A 13,577-nucleotide genomic window follows, 5' to 3' on the forward strand; every position below is an offset into this window, starting at 1 on the left:
AAAGTGTGTTCTGGCATTCCTGACGTTCATGAATCTATCCCTGCGTGATATCGAATATTTCCTGGCTGCCGTCGAGCACGGCCATTTGGAACGCGCGGCGGCGGCGTGCGGCGTCAGCCAGCCTGCGCTGTCCAAGTCGTTGCGGCGGCTGGAAGCCGACACCGGGCTGGCCTTGATGCAGCGGCACGGCCGGGGGTTGGCGCTTAGTTCCGAAGGCACGGTTTTCTTGCAGCACGCCAAGCGGCTGTGGGCCGAATACCGCGACGCGGTGCGCCACGCCATGGAACTGCGCGTGGGCGAAGCCGGCTTGCTGCGCGTGGGCGCCACCGGCGCCACGGTGGACAGCGTGGTCATGCCCGTCCTGAAGCGCGTGCTGCCGCGCCGGCCCGCGCTGCGCGTGCAACTGGTGCAAGGTCTGTCGGATGATCTGAACGCGCAAGTGGAAAGCGGCAAGCTGGACTTGGCCGTGACGCCGATCTACGCCGACGGCCCGCCGACCCTGCACCACGAAATCATGTTCGAAGACCCGCTGTGCGTGGCGGCAGGCAGCCGCCATCCCCTGGCCGCGAAGGCCCGCGTCCCGCTGCGCGAACTGGCGGGTCAACGCTGGATCCTGCCGCGCCCGACCTCGGTTGCACGGCAGATGTTGGACGCGCGTTTCGCGGAGGCCGGCCTGGCGTTGCCGGCGGCGGTCCTGGAAGTGGAACATTTTTCCGAGGGTTCGCTGAAGATTTTGGCGGACGCCGAGCTGCTGGCCGTCCTGCCGCAAAGCGCACTGGCCGCAAGCGCCGACGTGGTGGCGCTGCCGGTGGCGCTGGGCCCGCCGTTACGGCGCAGCATTGCCCTGATCTCACGGCGCGGCACCACCTGGTCTCCGCTGATGGAAGAATTTCGCCGGGCGGTGCTGGCGGGGGCCTGATGTAGCGGCTGGCAAGCGCATGGGCGGCGATATCGCTACAATCGCCCCGCCCCCCCTCCTTGCCTTCGGCCGTTGCGCCGCATCGCTTAGCTTCCCGCCTTGAGAATTTCATGTTTCGGCAGTTGTTGGCCCTGGTCCTTGGGCCGCTACTCGGTTTGTTCGTTGTCTGTATCGGCAACGCGTTCATTTCCTCCCTGACCTCCCTGCGCCTGGACGCAGCCGGCGAATCGGCCACCGTCATCGGCCTGGTCTCGTCGTCGTACTTCATCGGCCTGACCTTGGGCGCGATCTTCAACGACCGCCTGATCGTGCGTATCGGCCACATCCGCGCCTACAGCAGCTTTGCCTCGCTGATCGCCGTCACCGTCTTGTTGCAGGGCCTGATCTACGGCCCCACCGCCTGGTTCGTGCTGCGCCTGATCAATGGCTGGGCCTGCGTGGGCGTGTTCCTGGTGGTGGAAAGCTGGTTGCTGCTGGGCGGCGACCCCAAGATGCGCGGCCGCCTGCTGGCGCTGTACATGATTGCGCTGTATGGCTCGGGCATGCTGGGGCAGGTACAACTGGGCGCCATCACGCAGCTAGGCGACATGGCGCCCTTCATGATCGCGGGCCTGCTGGCGTCGTTGTCCGTCATGCCGATGGTGATCATTCCGCGCATCTCACCGTTGGTGGAACGCGTTGAACCGCTGATGCCGCAGCATCTGATCCGCATGACGCCGACGGGCGTGATGGGTTGCTTTGGATCCGGCGTGGCGATCGCCGCCGTGTACACGCTGCTGCCGCTATACCTGCAACGCATCGGCCTGGACGTGGCCGAGGTGGGCAAGATGATGGGCGCGGTAATCCTGGGCGCGATGGTGTTGCAATATCCCGTGGGCCGTTGGTCCGACCTGCGCGACCGCCAGGTGGTGCTGATCGCCCTGGCGGTGTTCTGCACGATTCTGAGCCTGCTGATCCTGCTGCTGCCGGCCGGGTCGCCGCTGCTGATGGTGCTGCTGTTCCTGCTGGGCGGCGGCGTGTTCGCGATCTATCCGGTAGCCGTCAGCCACGCCGCCGACCGCGCGCCCGCCGACGCGCTGGTGCGCATGATCCAGGGCCTGCTGCTGATCAATTCCCTGGGCTCCGCCCTGAGCCCGCTGGCGATCGCACAGGTCATGGACAGGTTTGGCGCCGCCGGCCTGTTCTGGTGCTTTACGGCCCTGAACCTGGGCCTGCTGGCCTTCTTTGTGTGGCGACGCGGCGAGCGCCCCGCCCCCGCCCCCGTCGCCCCCTTCGCCGCCGCCGCGCAGATGTCCCCGGCCGGCGTGGAAATGCGCGTCACCGAAGACCTGGTGCAAGGCGCGCTGGACCACGAAATGACCGAGGACCTGACCAACGTCGTCCCAGGCACCGACGCCGCCGAACCGGTGCTATCCGCCACCCCCGATCCCTACGTTGCCCCGGCTCAAGCCGCGGCGGGGAAGTTCTGAGTCAGGTGCATGTCGATATGGATGTCGGCGAACGGACAGATCACGGAACCGTCGTCGGCTTTTTCCAGCAGACCCAAGTCAACCAGCGCCTTGGTGTCCCCGTGGACACGCCGGACATCGCGCCCTAAACGCCGCGCCAGTTCGCGGATGCCGACCTGTCCCGCGCCCAGCATTTCCCTGACGATATTCCAACGCAACTCCGTAAGTTGGCCGAAAAATGCCGCTGGCGATTCGAAGTTGAGCCGTTCGCCCTGGTAGCCCCCGGCCGCCAGACCCTGCTTGGCACGGCGCCCCGCATCTGCCAGAAACGCCCGCCAATCCTGGTCGATCGTGATGGTTAAAGTCCGGTCCATTGTCATTCCCTCCATTTCTCGACTTCCTTAGAAAAGTCTTCCAGCAACTGCTCGATGGTCGTAAACCGATAGGCAGGCTCCAGGTCTCCGACATGCTTGTGATCGCCTTTGCCACGCTCGTCGTCAAAACCGACGACGCGTTTCCTTCGCGGATATAGGCAAGGCGATACTTGCCGTGTGTCGTGGGCGGGACGGGGTCGGGCACCTTCCAAATAACGATCTGCAAGATCCCAAAGTCTTCATCAATGCTCTTGTCGCTGATGATGAGTTGAGCTTTCATAAGGCATACCGGCCCGTCGTGTTGGCAATTCAGACAACATACCCGCCGTTGGCTACTTTGCCAACAGATGCCCGACCGAGTTGTAACTTATAAGAAATACCTGAAATATCGTGAAGCCTAGGGGTAAACGCGTGCCCTTATACTCGCCAGCGCACGCGGTGGGGCATGGGGGTTTCCGGCTTGCCGCGTGGGTAACCCGTCTGCCCATCCCGCCTTTGCATTCCAAGAACACAAAAGGAAAGCGCGACCTTTATGACACCCTCTTCGAAGGCCAATTTGCCCGTTCGCGGCATCCTGGCAAGCCTGCTTGCCGCCGCCAGCGTGGCCTTGGCGGCGTCGCCCGCCTTGGCCGCGAACGACGCGCCCGCCCCGATATCCGAAGCCGCCGCGGCCAAGGTGGCGCCGCCGGATGTGCCCACGATGCTCTACGCCATCTACGACGTTGACGGCAAGGGTGAGACGACTTACGAAGTGGCCAACGGCAGCGTCGCGACCTATTGGTTCGGGCACGCCTTCGAATCCGAGGGTACGCATTACTACACCGGCTTTGCGTGGGACACGGCGGACCGTTACGGCAAGCCGGGCGAAGACGATGTCGGCCCGGGCACCCGGGTCAACCTGACCGAAGTGACATTCGTACTGACAGACCCCGCCGCTGAACGCCCGTGGAAGTTTCGCGGCATGGAGCCCACCATCGGTGAATTCGGCGCGTACGAGCGCGGTGAAGACGTGGACACGCGCCGCAAGCCGCTGGAATTCCGCACGCCCGCCGGCAGGCTGCTGCTGGCCGTGCCCACCACCAGTTTCGACAATGGCATCACCAGCACCGGCTACGCGCTGCTGGTCTTCAACCCCCAGCGGCTCAAGGAAGACGTGGACGGCCACGTCTGGACCTACGTGGGCAGCTTGCTGACCGGCGAGGACAACAGCGCGGCCTGCGCCGACGGCGACGTCATGCCGTGCACGTCCAGCAAGGGCGAGCTGGTGTTCTCCAACGATGGCAAGCAGGACATGCCCACCGTTACCGTCAGACCCAGCGGCACCACGATTTCGGGCCCGAACAAGACCCGGCAGCTGGGCGCGTCCGACATCACGGCCTATGTCTTCAACCCGGCCACCAAGGCGTACGTCGTCAAGTAAGGGCGCCCCCCTGCGCCCCGGGCAACCCCGCCGCAATACAGCTGCAATACAGCTTTCGTACAGGTGGTATTAAGCCCGCCTGCCTACAATTTCCGCATGGAATTTATTCCGCTTTTCGGGTTGGATGTTCATGCGGTTTTTGCAGCAGGCTTTGGTTTCCCAGCAGCGGGGCGGAATACGCATTGAATCCCCGGATTTTCACCACGCAGGAACAGCGCTGCATGAGCTGACGCAGTTCCTGACGCAAGCGGGCCTGCGCCATGCAGCGAACTGTGCGGGTTTGACCGGCGCCTGGCCCGGCGCCCACGCCTGGTTGCACCATGCCTTTGCCCGGGCATACGCCCCGAACGACGACACCACGCAGTTCGCGCGGCAGTTGGGCCTGCGCACCGAGACCCACGACGCCGACCTGGACTGCGAAATCCTGCTGGCCATGCTGGCCAGCCCGGTGGCGTTCACCTTTCCCGATGTGGCCGAATTGCAGTCGGCGGTGCGCATCCGCCGCTACATCGTGCAGGCCGCGCGCAAGACCGCGCTGGCCTTCGATACCGAGCATGCCGAGCGCCCGGACGATTACTGGACCTACGATGAAGCGCGCGGCTTTACCGTGCTGCCCGGGCGATCCTTGATCCAAGGCCTGCTGAAGGCTACACAGCCGGATGCGTCGGGTCAGCGGTACGCGTTTTCCTGCTATCGCGCGACGGAATACGTGACCGTGCTGGGCATTGCGCAGGAGCTACAGCAGGCCAACCCTGAACTTGGGCGCCGGCTTCAGCGCCAATGGGAAACGCGCGCCGTCATGTCGGGGCGCTTTCATGAGGCGTTCCTGCACGAGTACGGGTCGATGGACGCGCCGCTGCCGCAACGCTTCTATGTTCCCGGCGACCGCCTGTGGTTCCGCAACCCCGACGCGGCATCGTCCGACGTGGAAGGCTTTGAAGGGTCGTGGGTGTTTTATCTGGGCAACGGCCTGTTCAACAATTTCTGGGAACGCGGCCGCCCCTACACCCTGACCTCCAAGTGCGTGGAGATTTTTCACTGGCGTCACGGCCTGTTCCGTGATGAGGCCGGCACCCCCCGCATGGACGAAGAGATCGTACGCGACCGAGTCCGGCAGACCCTGGCGGACCCCGCCGCCACCGCCGCCGTCATGTCGCGCATGGCGCGCATCCGCGACCCGCAAGGCGTGTATGCCGACGGCGGCTGCATTGATGCAACGCGCGAGCGGGTGCGCTGGGTGCGGCCGGGCCATAGCGACATCGCGCTGCCGGAATGCCCCGGCCCCGACACCTCCTGGGCCATCGCCGCCTGAAGGCCCTGGTCGGATCCAAACGGCGCGTGCAACAATCGCGCGATGAATCTTTTCCTGCTCGGTTTTCCGGCCGTAATGACGGCGGCCATCCTCGTTTATCGGGTCGCGCGCCCGCGTCCGGCCGAGGCGTATCGCGTGCTTGGATTACGCGTGTTGACCGGTGCGGTGCTGTATGCCGCGATCGGGCCGCTGATTGGCTTGGCCGTCGTGCCGCTGGTCGTCAAAATTCCGGACAGCCTGCAAAATCTGGAAGGCGTTCAAGCGGCGTATTTGTTGGGCGGCCTGCCCGCCCTGTGTTGCGGCATGACGGCGGGCGCGCTGAAACGGTCAGCGCCCAGCTGGCCGGTGTTCGCGGCCGTATGCGGCGCCGGCGCGCTGTACGGCTTCGTGTTCATGTTGCAGCTTACCGGCGTGGACCGGCTGCGTTCCATCGGTGATTCCTTGCAGATCGGCGCCCTGCCCGGCCTGGTGGCGGCCGTTGTGGGTTCCGTTCTGTTTTTAGGCGTGCGCCCGAAAAAAGCACCGGCCACAAACTGAAAGCCTGGAAAAACCAAAGAGACTTCGTTATTCTGCATTCGCGGATTTCACTAATCCGCCCGCACCGTCGTTCAGCAGAACGGCGGCGCACCCGAATCCTGCGGCAGCAGACCAGGACTGTCCAACGACATGGCGACACAAAGGAAAGTGAGCTTGCTGGCGGTCTTGATTGCGCTGGCCGTGCTCAGCGTAGCGGTGGGCTTCGCCAACGCGTTGGTCGCCGGTTATCAGGTCCAGAAGGCGCAAGCCGTGCGCAACGCGCTGGAATCGAACCGGGCGTACGCCCAGAAACTTTCCGAAGTCATCACCCTGTACCTTGCCGCCGTCCACCGCCAGCTGGACGTGGGCGCCGACGCGTTTACCGCCGGCGACCTGTCCGGGGCGGCCCGGCAAACCGAACTTGCCCGCCTGGCCTCAAGAATCGAAGGGGTTTCCACCATACTGCTGGCCGACGCGCAGGGCACGGTTACGGCGCGCGGCGCCAACAGCCCCAACGCGCTGGCCGCCATCCATAGCCTGGACGATCTGCGCGTTACGGAACGTCGCATCGGGGAATGGGTCCGGCCCTGCTGCCAGCCCGACGGCGGGCACGCGACGCTGACGCTGGTGAATCCCCTTCCCGATGGTGGCGCGCTTGCGGCCGTGGTGATCCTGGAACGCGGCAGCCAGATCGACAAGCTAATCGGCCAGCATCCATACGACGACGGCACACAGGTGTATCTGGTGAACAGCGCGGGCCAGGCGCTTTACAGCCGCGACGCCAACACGCCGCTGGCCATCGTGCCCGGCAATACGCCCGCCGGCACGCCGACCATGACGGCGCCCGGCTCGGCCCAGGTGACAGACGCGGACGGCCATGTCCTGTTGACCGGCTATGCGCCTCTGGGCAAAGGCAAATGGGCGGTGGTCGTGCAGCGGCCGTTGGACCACGCGCTGTCGCCATTGAAGGCGCTGCTCTACGAATCGTTGCGGCTGGCCATCCCGACCGTGTTGCTGACCCTGATCGCGGTCAGCGCCCTGGCCTACGCCATCGCCCGCCCGCTGACTCGCCTGACCCGCGCGCTGGCCACCCCCGTCGCGGCCGACTCCCCGGGGCTGACGTCCAACGGGCCACGCGCCTGGTACGCCGAGGCGGATGCCTTGCGCACCGCGCTGGCGGACAGGCTGGCGCAGCACCGGCACGAAGTGGGCAGGCTGAATACCGAATCGCTGACGGACCCGATGACGGGTCTGATGAACCGCCGCGCCATGCGGTTGCGGCTGGATGAACGGGTGGCCGCCGGCACCGCTTTCGCGATCATTGCGCTGGACGTCGATCATTTCAAGCAGATCAACGACACCCACGGCCACCCCACTGGCGACCGGGTCCTGATCGCGCTGGCGCGCACCTTGAGCGCCAGCGTGCGCCAGCAAGACCGGCCGTTTCGGGTGGGCGGCGAGGAATTCGTGGTGATCGTTCCGGACGCCACCGAGGCCGTGGCCCTGGCCGCGGCCGAGCGCATCCGCGCCGGCGTTGCGCGCACCGACATGCCGCCCGGCGTGGGCCAGGTGACGGTGTCCGTGGGGCTGGCCTTGTGGCCGCAAGACGCGCCATCGGCCCAAGCCGCCGTTACCTGCGCCGACCAGGCTTTGTACGCGTCCAAACAAAACGGGCGCAACCGCGTTACCCGATGGAATACCCGGCACGTCCAGACAACCAACCCCGAAGGCAAGGTGGCAACGTGAGCTATTCATTGATTCTTGCATTGTGTGCAGCCGTATTTTTCTTTCTTCTGCTTGGCGCGATCCGCGTCGGCCGCTACCTGGGCCATCGGCACGACATGGACGAGAAAAGCCGTGCCGGGTCGGCGGCGATCGAAGCGTCGGTATTCGCGCTGCTGGGCTTGCTGATCGCCTTCACGTTTTCGGGCGCGGCCCAGCGCATGGCCGATCGCCGCAACCTGCTGGTGCAAGAGGTCAACGCCATCGGCACCGCCTGGCTGCGCATCGACATGCTGAACGCGCCCGACCAGCCGCCGCTGCGCGACCAGTTTCGCCGCTATGTGGACGAGCGCATCAACTACTACCGGCACGTGGCCGACCTGAATCAGCGCGACGCCATCGCGGCCAAGGCGTCCGCCTTGCAGAACGAAATATGGAAGACGTCGATGTCGGCCGCCAGGAACGCGGTGCCGCCGTTCGCGGCGTCGTACATCGGCGCGGTCAACGACATGTTCGACGTGTCCACCGCGCAAACGGTGGCGCAAAAGGTGCATCCGCCCGCGATGACGTATGTGTTCCTGGGGTTCCTGGCACTGGTGTGCGCCTGCCTGATCGGTCTGAACCTGGCCACCGCGCATCGCGACACGCTGCTGCACCAGATCATCTATGCGCTGGTCATGACGGCGGCGCTGTACATCATTGTCGACTTTGAATTTCCGCGCATCGGCGTGATACGCATCGACCAAAGCGACGTTCTGTTGATGGCGCAGCGCCAGGCGATGGGCGGCGAGCCATCCGGAGCGCGCCCGTGATTCGCGCGACCGTCATTCGCGCGCCCAAGATTCGCGCGCCGCGCTTGCGTGCCGGCGTGTCGGCCTGCGTCGTTGCGGCGGCCAGCTGCGGGGCCGCGCCGGACGCCGCCGCGCAAACACTGCGCCTGAGCCAGGACGACCTGCAAAAACGCGCCAACGGGGTGCTGGCCCTGATGTCGTTTTCCATCGTGCCCGACATCACCACCAGTTCGCTGTCTATTGGCAGCAAAGGCGGCTCGACGTCCGGGTCCACCGAATTCTTCATGACGCAGCTGGGTGGCGGCGACACCATTTCCGATTCCGTGCCGATCTATCTGGAAGGCGTGCTGGCCGGCAGCCGCTACGACCCCACCTTTGTGGCCACCCAGGGCACCGAAACGCGCAATATCCCCACCAAATGGAACAGCCTGTCGGCCACCGGCGGCATCGGTTGGGACTTCAAGCTGACCGATGAGCTGAAGCTGCGGCCGATCTTCAACATCGCGCTGGGCAACGTCACCAGCGACCTGCGCGCGGCAAGCTGGTACGTGGGCCGCCAGACGGACAAGGACGTCACCTTCCTGGATCGCGGATCGCTGAACGCCTACGGCCTGGGCGGATCCTTGATGCTGGACTACGAACATTACCGGCCGGGCTACGAAGTGGACGTGGAGTTGCGCTATTCGGACATCCGCCTGAAGAGCTTTGCCAGTTCGGCCGCCGTCCAAGGCAACGCCATCGCGCAATCCGCCAACCTGTGGGCGCGCTACCGGGCGCCCACGGGCCTCACCATGCTGCAACGCCCGCTGCGCTATGTGCTGGAGCTGACGCACTCGGAATTCCTGGGCGACCAGCGCGGGGTGCTGGGGTTTGACCGGCTGACGTCGGTGGGCGCCGGGCTGGAGCTGGACTCCAGCGCGTACGACGTCATCATCACCCGCACCCGTCTGGTAGGCCGTTATGTGTTCGGCACCAACGTGTCGGGGTTCTCCGTCGGGCTGGCGGTCAGCTTCTGACGCGCGCAAGGCGGCTACGCAGCCGCCACGCTATCCAGGGCCAACGACTGCGCCAATTCAAGCGCATGCGCCAGGAACTCCGACCCGTCGTCCTTGCGATAGCTGGCGATCACGGGCGACACAAAGCCATCGCCCTCGATGCGCACGTGCACCACGTCCTGACGCTGCAAACGCTGAACCGACGCCGGCACCACGGACACGCCCAGGCCCGCCGCCACCAGGCCGATCGCCGTCTGCAATTCGTTGGCCTCTTGCACGACTTGCAGCGCGTGGCCGCCCGCGCGAAACAGGCCCAGCACGTGATCGGCGAAGTTGGGGCGTGGGCGCGCGGGATACAGCACGAAGGGCTCTTGCGCCAGGCGGTCAACGGATACGCTGGTCAGGCCGGCCAGCGGGTGATGCAAGGGCACGGCGGCCATCAGCGGTTCGGTCATCAGCACCCGGCGTTCGATGGCCGGGTCGTCCAGCAGGATGCGGCCGATGCCCAGGTCGATCCGCCCCGCCTTCAGCGCTTCGATCTGCGGCAGGCTGGTCATCTCGGTCAGGCCCACTTCCACTTGGGGGTCGGCGCTGCGCAACTGGCGGATCAGTTCCGGCACAAAGCCATACAGCGTCGACGGCACAAACCCGATGCCGAACCAGCGGCGCTGGGTCTGGCCCAGGCGGCGCGTGCCTTCCAGCACTTCTTCCAGGCGCGCCGTCAACAGCCGTGACTGTTCCAGCAAGAACCGGCCGGCTTCGGTCAAGCGCAGCGCGCGCGTGGTGCGTTCGAACAGCACCACGCCCAGCTCGTCTTCAAACTGGCGGATCTGCCGACTAAGGGGCGGTTGGGCGATATGCAATCGCGCGGCGGCGCGCGTGAAGCTGCCCTCTTCGGCCACGGCCTGGAAATAACGCAAGTGCCTGAGCTGCATGGGACACCTAGACTGGAAAGGTATGAATGGAAACCCATATAGTCTTGGACGCCAAGGAAAAGCACAAGCCATACTGCGCAAATTGCTGGCCCTTCGGCTGGAAAAGTATGAATCCAGCACACGGGGCATTGCCCCACACGAAACCAAAGCCGCGCCACCGGACAAGAGCGCGTCCTGAATAAACCAAGCATCACGGAGACAACCATGCGCCTGCGCCATGTGATCAAACCCTTAGCCCGCGCCGTCGTGGCCCTGTCGCTGATGGGCGGCGCGTCCGCCGCGCTGGCTGACAGCTACCCCGACCATCCCATCAAGTGGGTGGTGCCGTTCCCGCCCGGCGGCGCCATGGACAGCATCGCGCGCACGCTGGGCGAATCGATGAGCAAGCAGCTCAATACCTCGGTCATCGTGGAAAACCGCGCGGGCGCGGGCGGCAACATCGGTGCGGCCGGCGTGGCGCGCGCCAAACCGGACGGTTACACGATCCTGATCGTGGCCAACGGCATGGCGGTCAACCCCGCGCTGTACGCGGACCTGAACTACGACCCCATCAAGGACTTTGCGCCGATCTCGTTGCTGGCGGTCGTGCCCAACGTGTTGGTGACCAACCCGGCGCGCACGGGCGCGACCAGCGTGCAGGACGTCATCACGAAAGCCCGCGCGCAGCCCAACCACTACACCTACGCCTCGGCGGGGGTCGGCACATCGATTCACCTGGCGGGGGAACTGTTCGTGTCGATGACCGGCGTGGACATGCTGCACGTGCCGTACAAGGGCAGCGGCCCCGCCGTTGCCGACTTGCTGGGCGGCCAGGTGGACTATATGTTCGACAGCATCACGTCGGCCAAGCCGCACATTGCCAGCGGCAAGCTGCGCGCGCTGGGCGTCACGACCGCCAAGCGCTCGGCCGCCCTGCCCGATGTGCCCACGCTGCAAGAGGCGGGCGTGGCGGGCTATGAACTGATGCCGTGGTTTGCGGCTTTTGCGCCGGCCGGCACCACGCCCGAGGTGGTGGCGAAATTGAACGAAGCCATGCGCCACGCGCTGGCTGAACCGAAGGTGAAGGCGACCCTGGATTCCATCGGCGCGGAGTCGATCGGCAGCACCCCGGACGCGTTGCGCGACCACCTGGCCAAGGAAACGGCGCAGTGGAAGACGTTGGTGAAGGAACGCAATATCAAGATCAACTGAACGGGGCCGCGTCCCGCCCAAAACAAAACGCCCACGCCGCTTGTCGCGTCCGTGGGCGTTTTGCCATCCGAGCAAATGGCTTATTCCACCGTCGCTCCGGATTTTTTCACCACTTCCGCCCAGCGCGGAATCTCGGTGGCCATCAAGGCGCGCAGCTGGTCAGGCGTGCTGCCGACCAGTTCCATGCCCATGGTCTTGCCCAGCTTTTCCTGCACGTCGGGCTCTTTCAGGATGATGGCAATCTCGGCCGCCAGCTTGTCCAGGATCGGCTTGGGCGTGCCCTTGGGCGCGTAGACCGCCTGCCAGGACGCCATCTGGAAGCCCGGCACGCCGGCTTCCTGCATGGTTGGCACGTTGGGCGCCAGCGAAATGCGGTCCTTGGTGGTGACGGCCAGCAGCTTGAGCTTGCCCGTTTGCAAGAGCGGCAGCGCGGCGGTCATCTGGTCGAACATGAAGGTCACGGCGCCCGACGACACATCGACCATGGCCGGCGGCGTGCCCTTGTACGGCACGTGCGTCAGCGGCACGCCGATCATGCTGGAAAACAATTCGCCCGCCAGGTGGGTGGACGTGCCCGCGCCGGACGAGGCGAACGTGCGCTTGGCGGGGTCGCGCTTGAGCAGCGCGATCAAATCGGCCACCGAATTCACGCCCAGGTTCGGGTCCACCAGCAACACGTTGGGCAGGTACGCGATCAGCGAAACGGGTTCGAAATCCTTGACCGGGTCGTACTTCAAGTTCTTGTACAGGCTGGCGTTGATGGCGTGCGTGCTGATGGTGCCGCCGAACAAGGTGTAGCCGTCGGGCGCCGCCTTGGCCACATATGTGGCGCCGATGCCGCCGGCCGCGCCGGGTTTGTTTTCGACGATCACGTTCTGGTGCAGGCGGTCGCCCAGCTTCTGGGCCAGCACGCGGCCGACCACGTCGGTGGACCCGCCCACGGTGAAGGGCACCACATAGGAAATCGGCTTTTGCGCGGGCCAGTCGGCGGCGCTTGCCGGTGCGGCCAGCGTGCCGAGGACGGCGCCCGCCAGCAGCGCGGCCAACGCACTGCGTCGTTGCATGTTCATGGTTTGTCTCCTGCCTTGACTTATTGCTTATAGGTATGGGGTCGCCGGCCGCGTGGCCGGCGGCAAGGCTCGGTGGCCTTGACTTGATGGTTCGGCTTGTCGGCCTGTCGCGTTACCGACCCTGCTCTTTGCGCCACGCGGCGAATTTGTCTTTCGTGCCCGGGTCGGTGGGCGGGTACAGGCCCAGGATGGACGCGCCCTGTTGCACCTGGCTGGTTACGAAGTCTTCGAACGCGGTCATTTCCACGGCTTCAATCGAGATTTCATCGGCCAGATGCGCGGGGATCACCACCACGCCCTCGCGGTCGCCCACGACGATATCGCCCGGCCACACAGCCACGTCGCCACAACCGATGGGCGCGTTGATGTCCAGCGCCTGGTGCAAGGTCAGGTTGGTGGGTGCCGAGGGGCGCTGGTGATACGCGGCAAAGCCCAGCTCGGCGATCTCCGGTGAATCCCGAAAGCCGCCGTCGGTCACCACGCCGGCCACGCCGCGCTTCATCAGCCGCGTCACCAGGATGGAGCCGGCGGACGCGGCGCGCGCGTCCTTGCGGCTGTCCATGACCAGCACCGCGCCTTCCGGGCAGGTCTCAACGGCCACGCGCTGCGGGTGCGAGCGGTCTTCGAACACCTTGATGGTGTTCAGGTCTTCACGGGCCGGGATGTAGCGCAGCGTGAACGCCGGGCCGACCATGTTGGGCAGGTTGGCGTTCAGCGGACGCACATCCTGGATGAACTGGTTGCGCAGGCCGCGCTTGAACAGCGCCGTGCACAAGGTGGCCGTGCTGATGCCGGACAGGCGGGCACGGGTTTCGGGATTCATTTGGGACACGATGGCTCCGGGTCAAAATGCGGACAACAAAAAACGAAGACGAAAAGGCGTG

General features: G+C 65.4%; 13 protein-coding genes. 9 read left to right on the top strand and 4 right to left on the bottom strand.

Features of this window, described 5'->3' with window-relative positions:
- The first annotated feature begins 28 nt into the window (after window positions 1-28).
- Both V6F88_RS05510 and V6F88_RS05515 read left to right on the top strand, forming a co-directional pair.
- The gene (locus V6F88_RS05510; protein ID WP_332608338.1) at window positions 29-919 is read left to right on the top strand and encodes a LysR family transcriptional regulator; all 891 of its coding nucleotides are present in this window, start codon (window positions 29-31) and stop codon (window positions 917-919) included.
- A gap of 110 nt (window positions 920-1,029) precedes the next feature.
- Window positions 1,030-2,388: an MFS transporter gene (locus V6F88_RS05515; RefSeq protein ID WP_332608339.1), complete on the top strand. Its 1,359-nt coding sequence runs from the start codon at window positions 1,030-1,032 to the stop codon at window positions 2,386-2,388.
- Here the strand turns inward: V6F88_RS05515 and V6F88_RS05520 are convergent.
- Window positions 2,364-2,756 carry an HVO_A0114 family putative DNA-binding protein gene (locus V6F88_RS05520; protein WP_332608340.1) on the bottom strand — a complete coding sequence of 131 codons (393 nt, stop codon included), beginning with the start codon at window positions 2,754-2,756 and terminating at the stop codon, window positions 2,364-2,366. The two genes, V6F88_RS05515 and V6F88_RS05520, sit on opposite strands and share 25 nt — an antisense overlap.
- A gap of 517 nt (window positions 2,757-3,273) precedes the next feature.
- On the opposite strand from V6F88_RS05520, the gene V6F88_RS05530 reads away from it, so the two are divergent.
- The 6 genes from V6F88_RS05530 (at window position 3,274) to V6F88_RS05555 (ending at window position 9,518) form a co-directional block, all read left to right on the top strand.
- Entirely contained in the window at window positions 3,274-4,161 is an 888-nt protein-coding gene (locus V6F88_RS05530; protein WP_332608342.1) for a hypothetical protein, read from the top strand.
- Window positions 4,162-4,285: 124 nt separating this feature from the next.
- Window positions 4,286-5,473, top strand: a complete 1,188-nt coding sequence (locus V6F88_RS05535; protein WP_332608343.1) for a hypothetical protein — start codon at window positions 4,286-4,288, stop codon at window positions 5,471-5,473.
- Window positions 5,474-5,515: 42 nt separating this feature from the next.
- A complete protein-coding gene (locus V6F88_RS05540; protein WP_332608344.1) occupies window positions 5,516-6,010 on the top strand; it encodes a hypothetical protein in 495 nt (164 codons plus the stop codon).
- 147 nt (window positions 6,011-6,157) lie between these two features.
- Window positions 6,158-7,735 carry a sensor domain-containing diguanylate cyclase gene (locus V6F88_RS05545; RefSeq protein ID WP_332608941.1) on the top strand — a complete coding sequence of 526 codons (1,578 nt, stop codon included), beginning with the start codon at window positions 6,158-6,160 and terminating at the stop codon, window positions 7,733-7,735.
- Entirely contained in the window at window positions 7,732-8,523 is a 792-nt protein-coding gene (locus V6F88_RS05550; protein WP_332608345.1) for a bestrophin-like domain, read from the top strand. Before V6F88_RS05545 ends, V6F88_RS05550 begins: the two co-directional genes overlap by 4 nt.
- Before the next feature lie 56 nt (window positions 8,524-8,579).
- A complete protein-coding gene (locus V6F88_RS05555; RefSeq protein ID WP_442880247.1) occupies window positions 8,580-9,518 on the top strand; it encodes a hypothetical protein in 939 nt (312 codons plus the stop codon).
- Between the two features lie 14 nt (window positions 9,519-9,532).
- On the opposite strand, the gene V6F88_RS05560 is transcribed toward V6F88_RS05555, so the two are convergent.
- Window positions 9,533-10,432 carry a LysR family transcriptional regulator gene (locus V6F88_RS05560; protein ID WP_332608346.1) on the bottom strand — a complete coding sequence of 300 codons (900 nt, stop codon included), beginning with the start codon at window positions 10,430-10,432 and terminating at the stop codon, window positions 9,533-9,535.
- A gap of 204 nt (window positions 10,433-10,636) precedes the next feature.
- On the opposite strand from V6F88_RS05560, the gene V6F88_RS05565 reads away from it, so the two are divergent.
- Window positions 10,637-11,623: a Bug family tripartite tricarboxylate transporter substrate binding protein gene (locus V6F88_RS05565; protein ID WP_332608347.1), complete on the top strand. Its 987-nt coding sequence runs from the start codon at window positions 10,637-10,639 to the stop codon at window positions 11,621-11,623.
- 80 nt (window positions 11,624-11,703) lie between these two features.
- Here V6F88_RS05565 and V6F88_RS05570 read toward each other — a convergent pair whose 3' ends face one another.
- On the bottom strand, window positions 11,704-12,693 hold the full coding sequence (locus V6F88_RS05570) for a Bug family tripartite tricarboxylate transporter substrate binding protein (protein ID WP_332608348.1): 990 nt from the start codon (window positions 12,691-12,693) through the stop codon (window positions 11,704-11,706).
- 112 nt (window positions 12,694-12,805) lie between these two features.
- Window positions 12,806-13,516 carry a ribonuclease activity regulator RraA gene (locus V6F88_RS05575; protein ID WP_175129380.1) on the bottom strand — a complete coding sequence of 237 codons (711 nt, stop codon included), beginning with the start codon at window positions 13,514-13,516 and terminating at the stop codon, window positions 12,806-12,808.
- Window positions 13,517-13,577: the final 61 nt, after the last annotated feature.

The sequence above is a fragment of the Achromobacter sp. ESBL13 genome, assembly GCF_036668755.1.
In the GTDB taxonomy this organism is placed as follows: Bacteria; Pseudomonadota; Gammaproteobacteria; order Burkholderiales; family Burkholderiaceae_B; genus Achromobacter.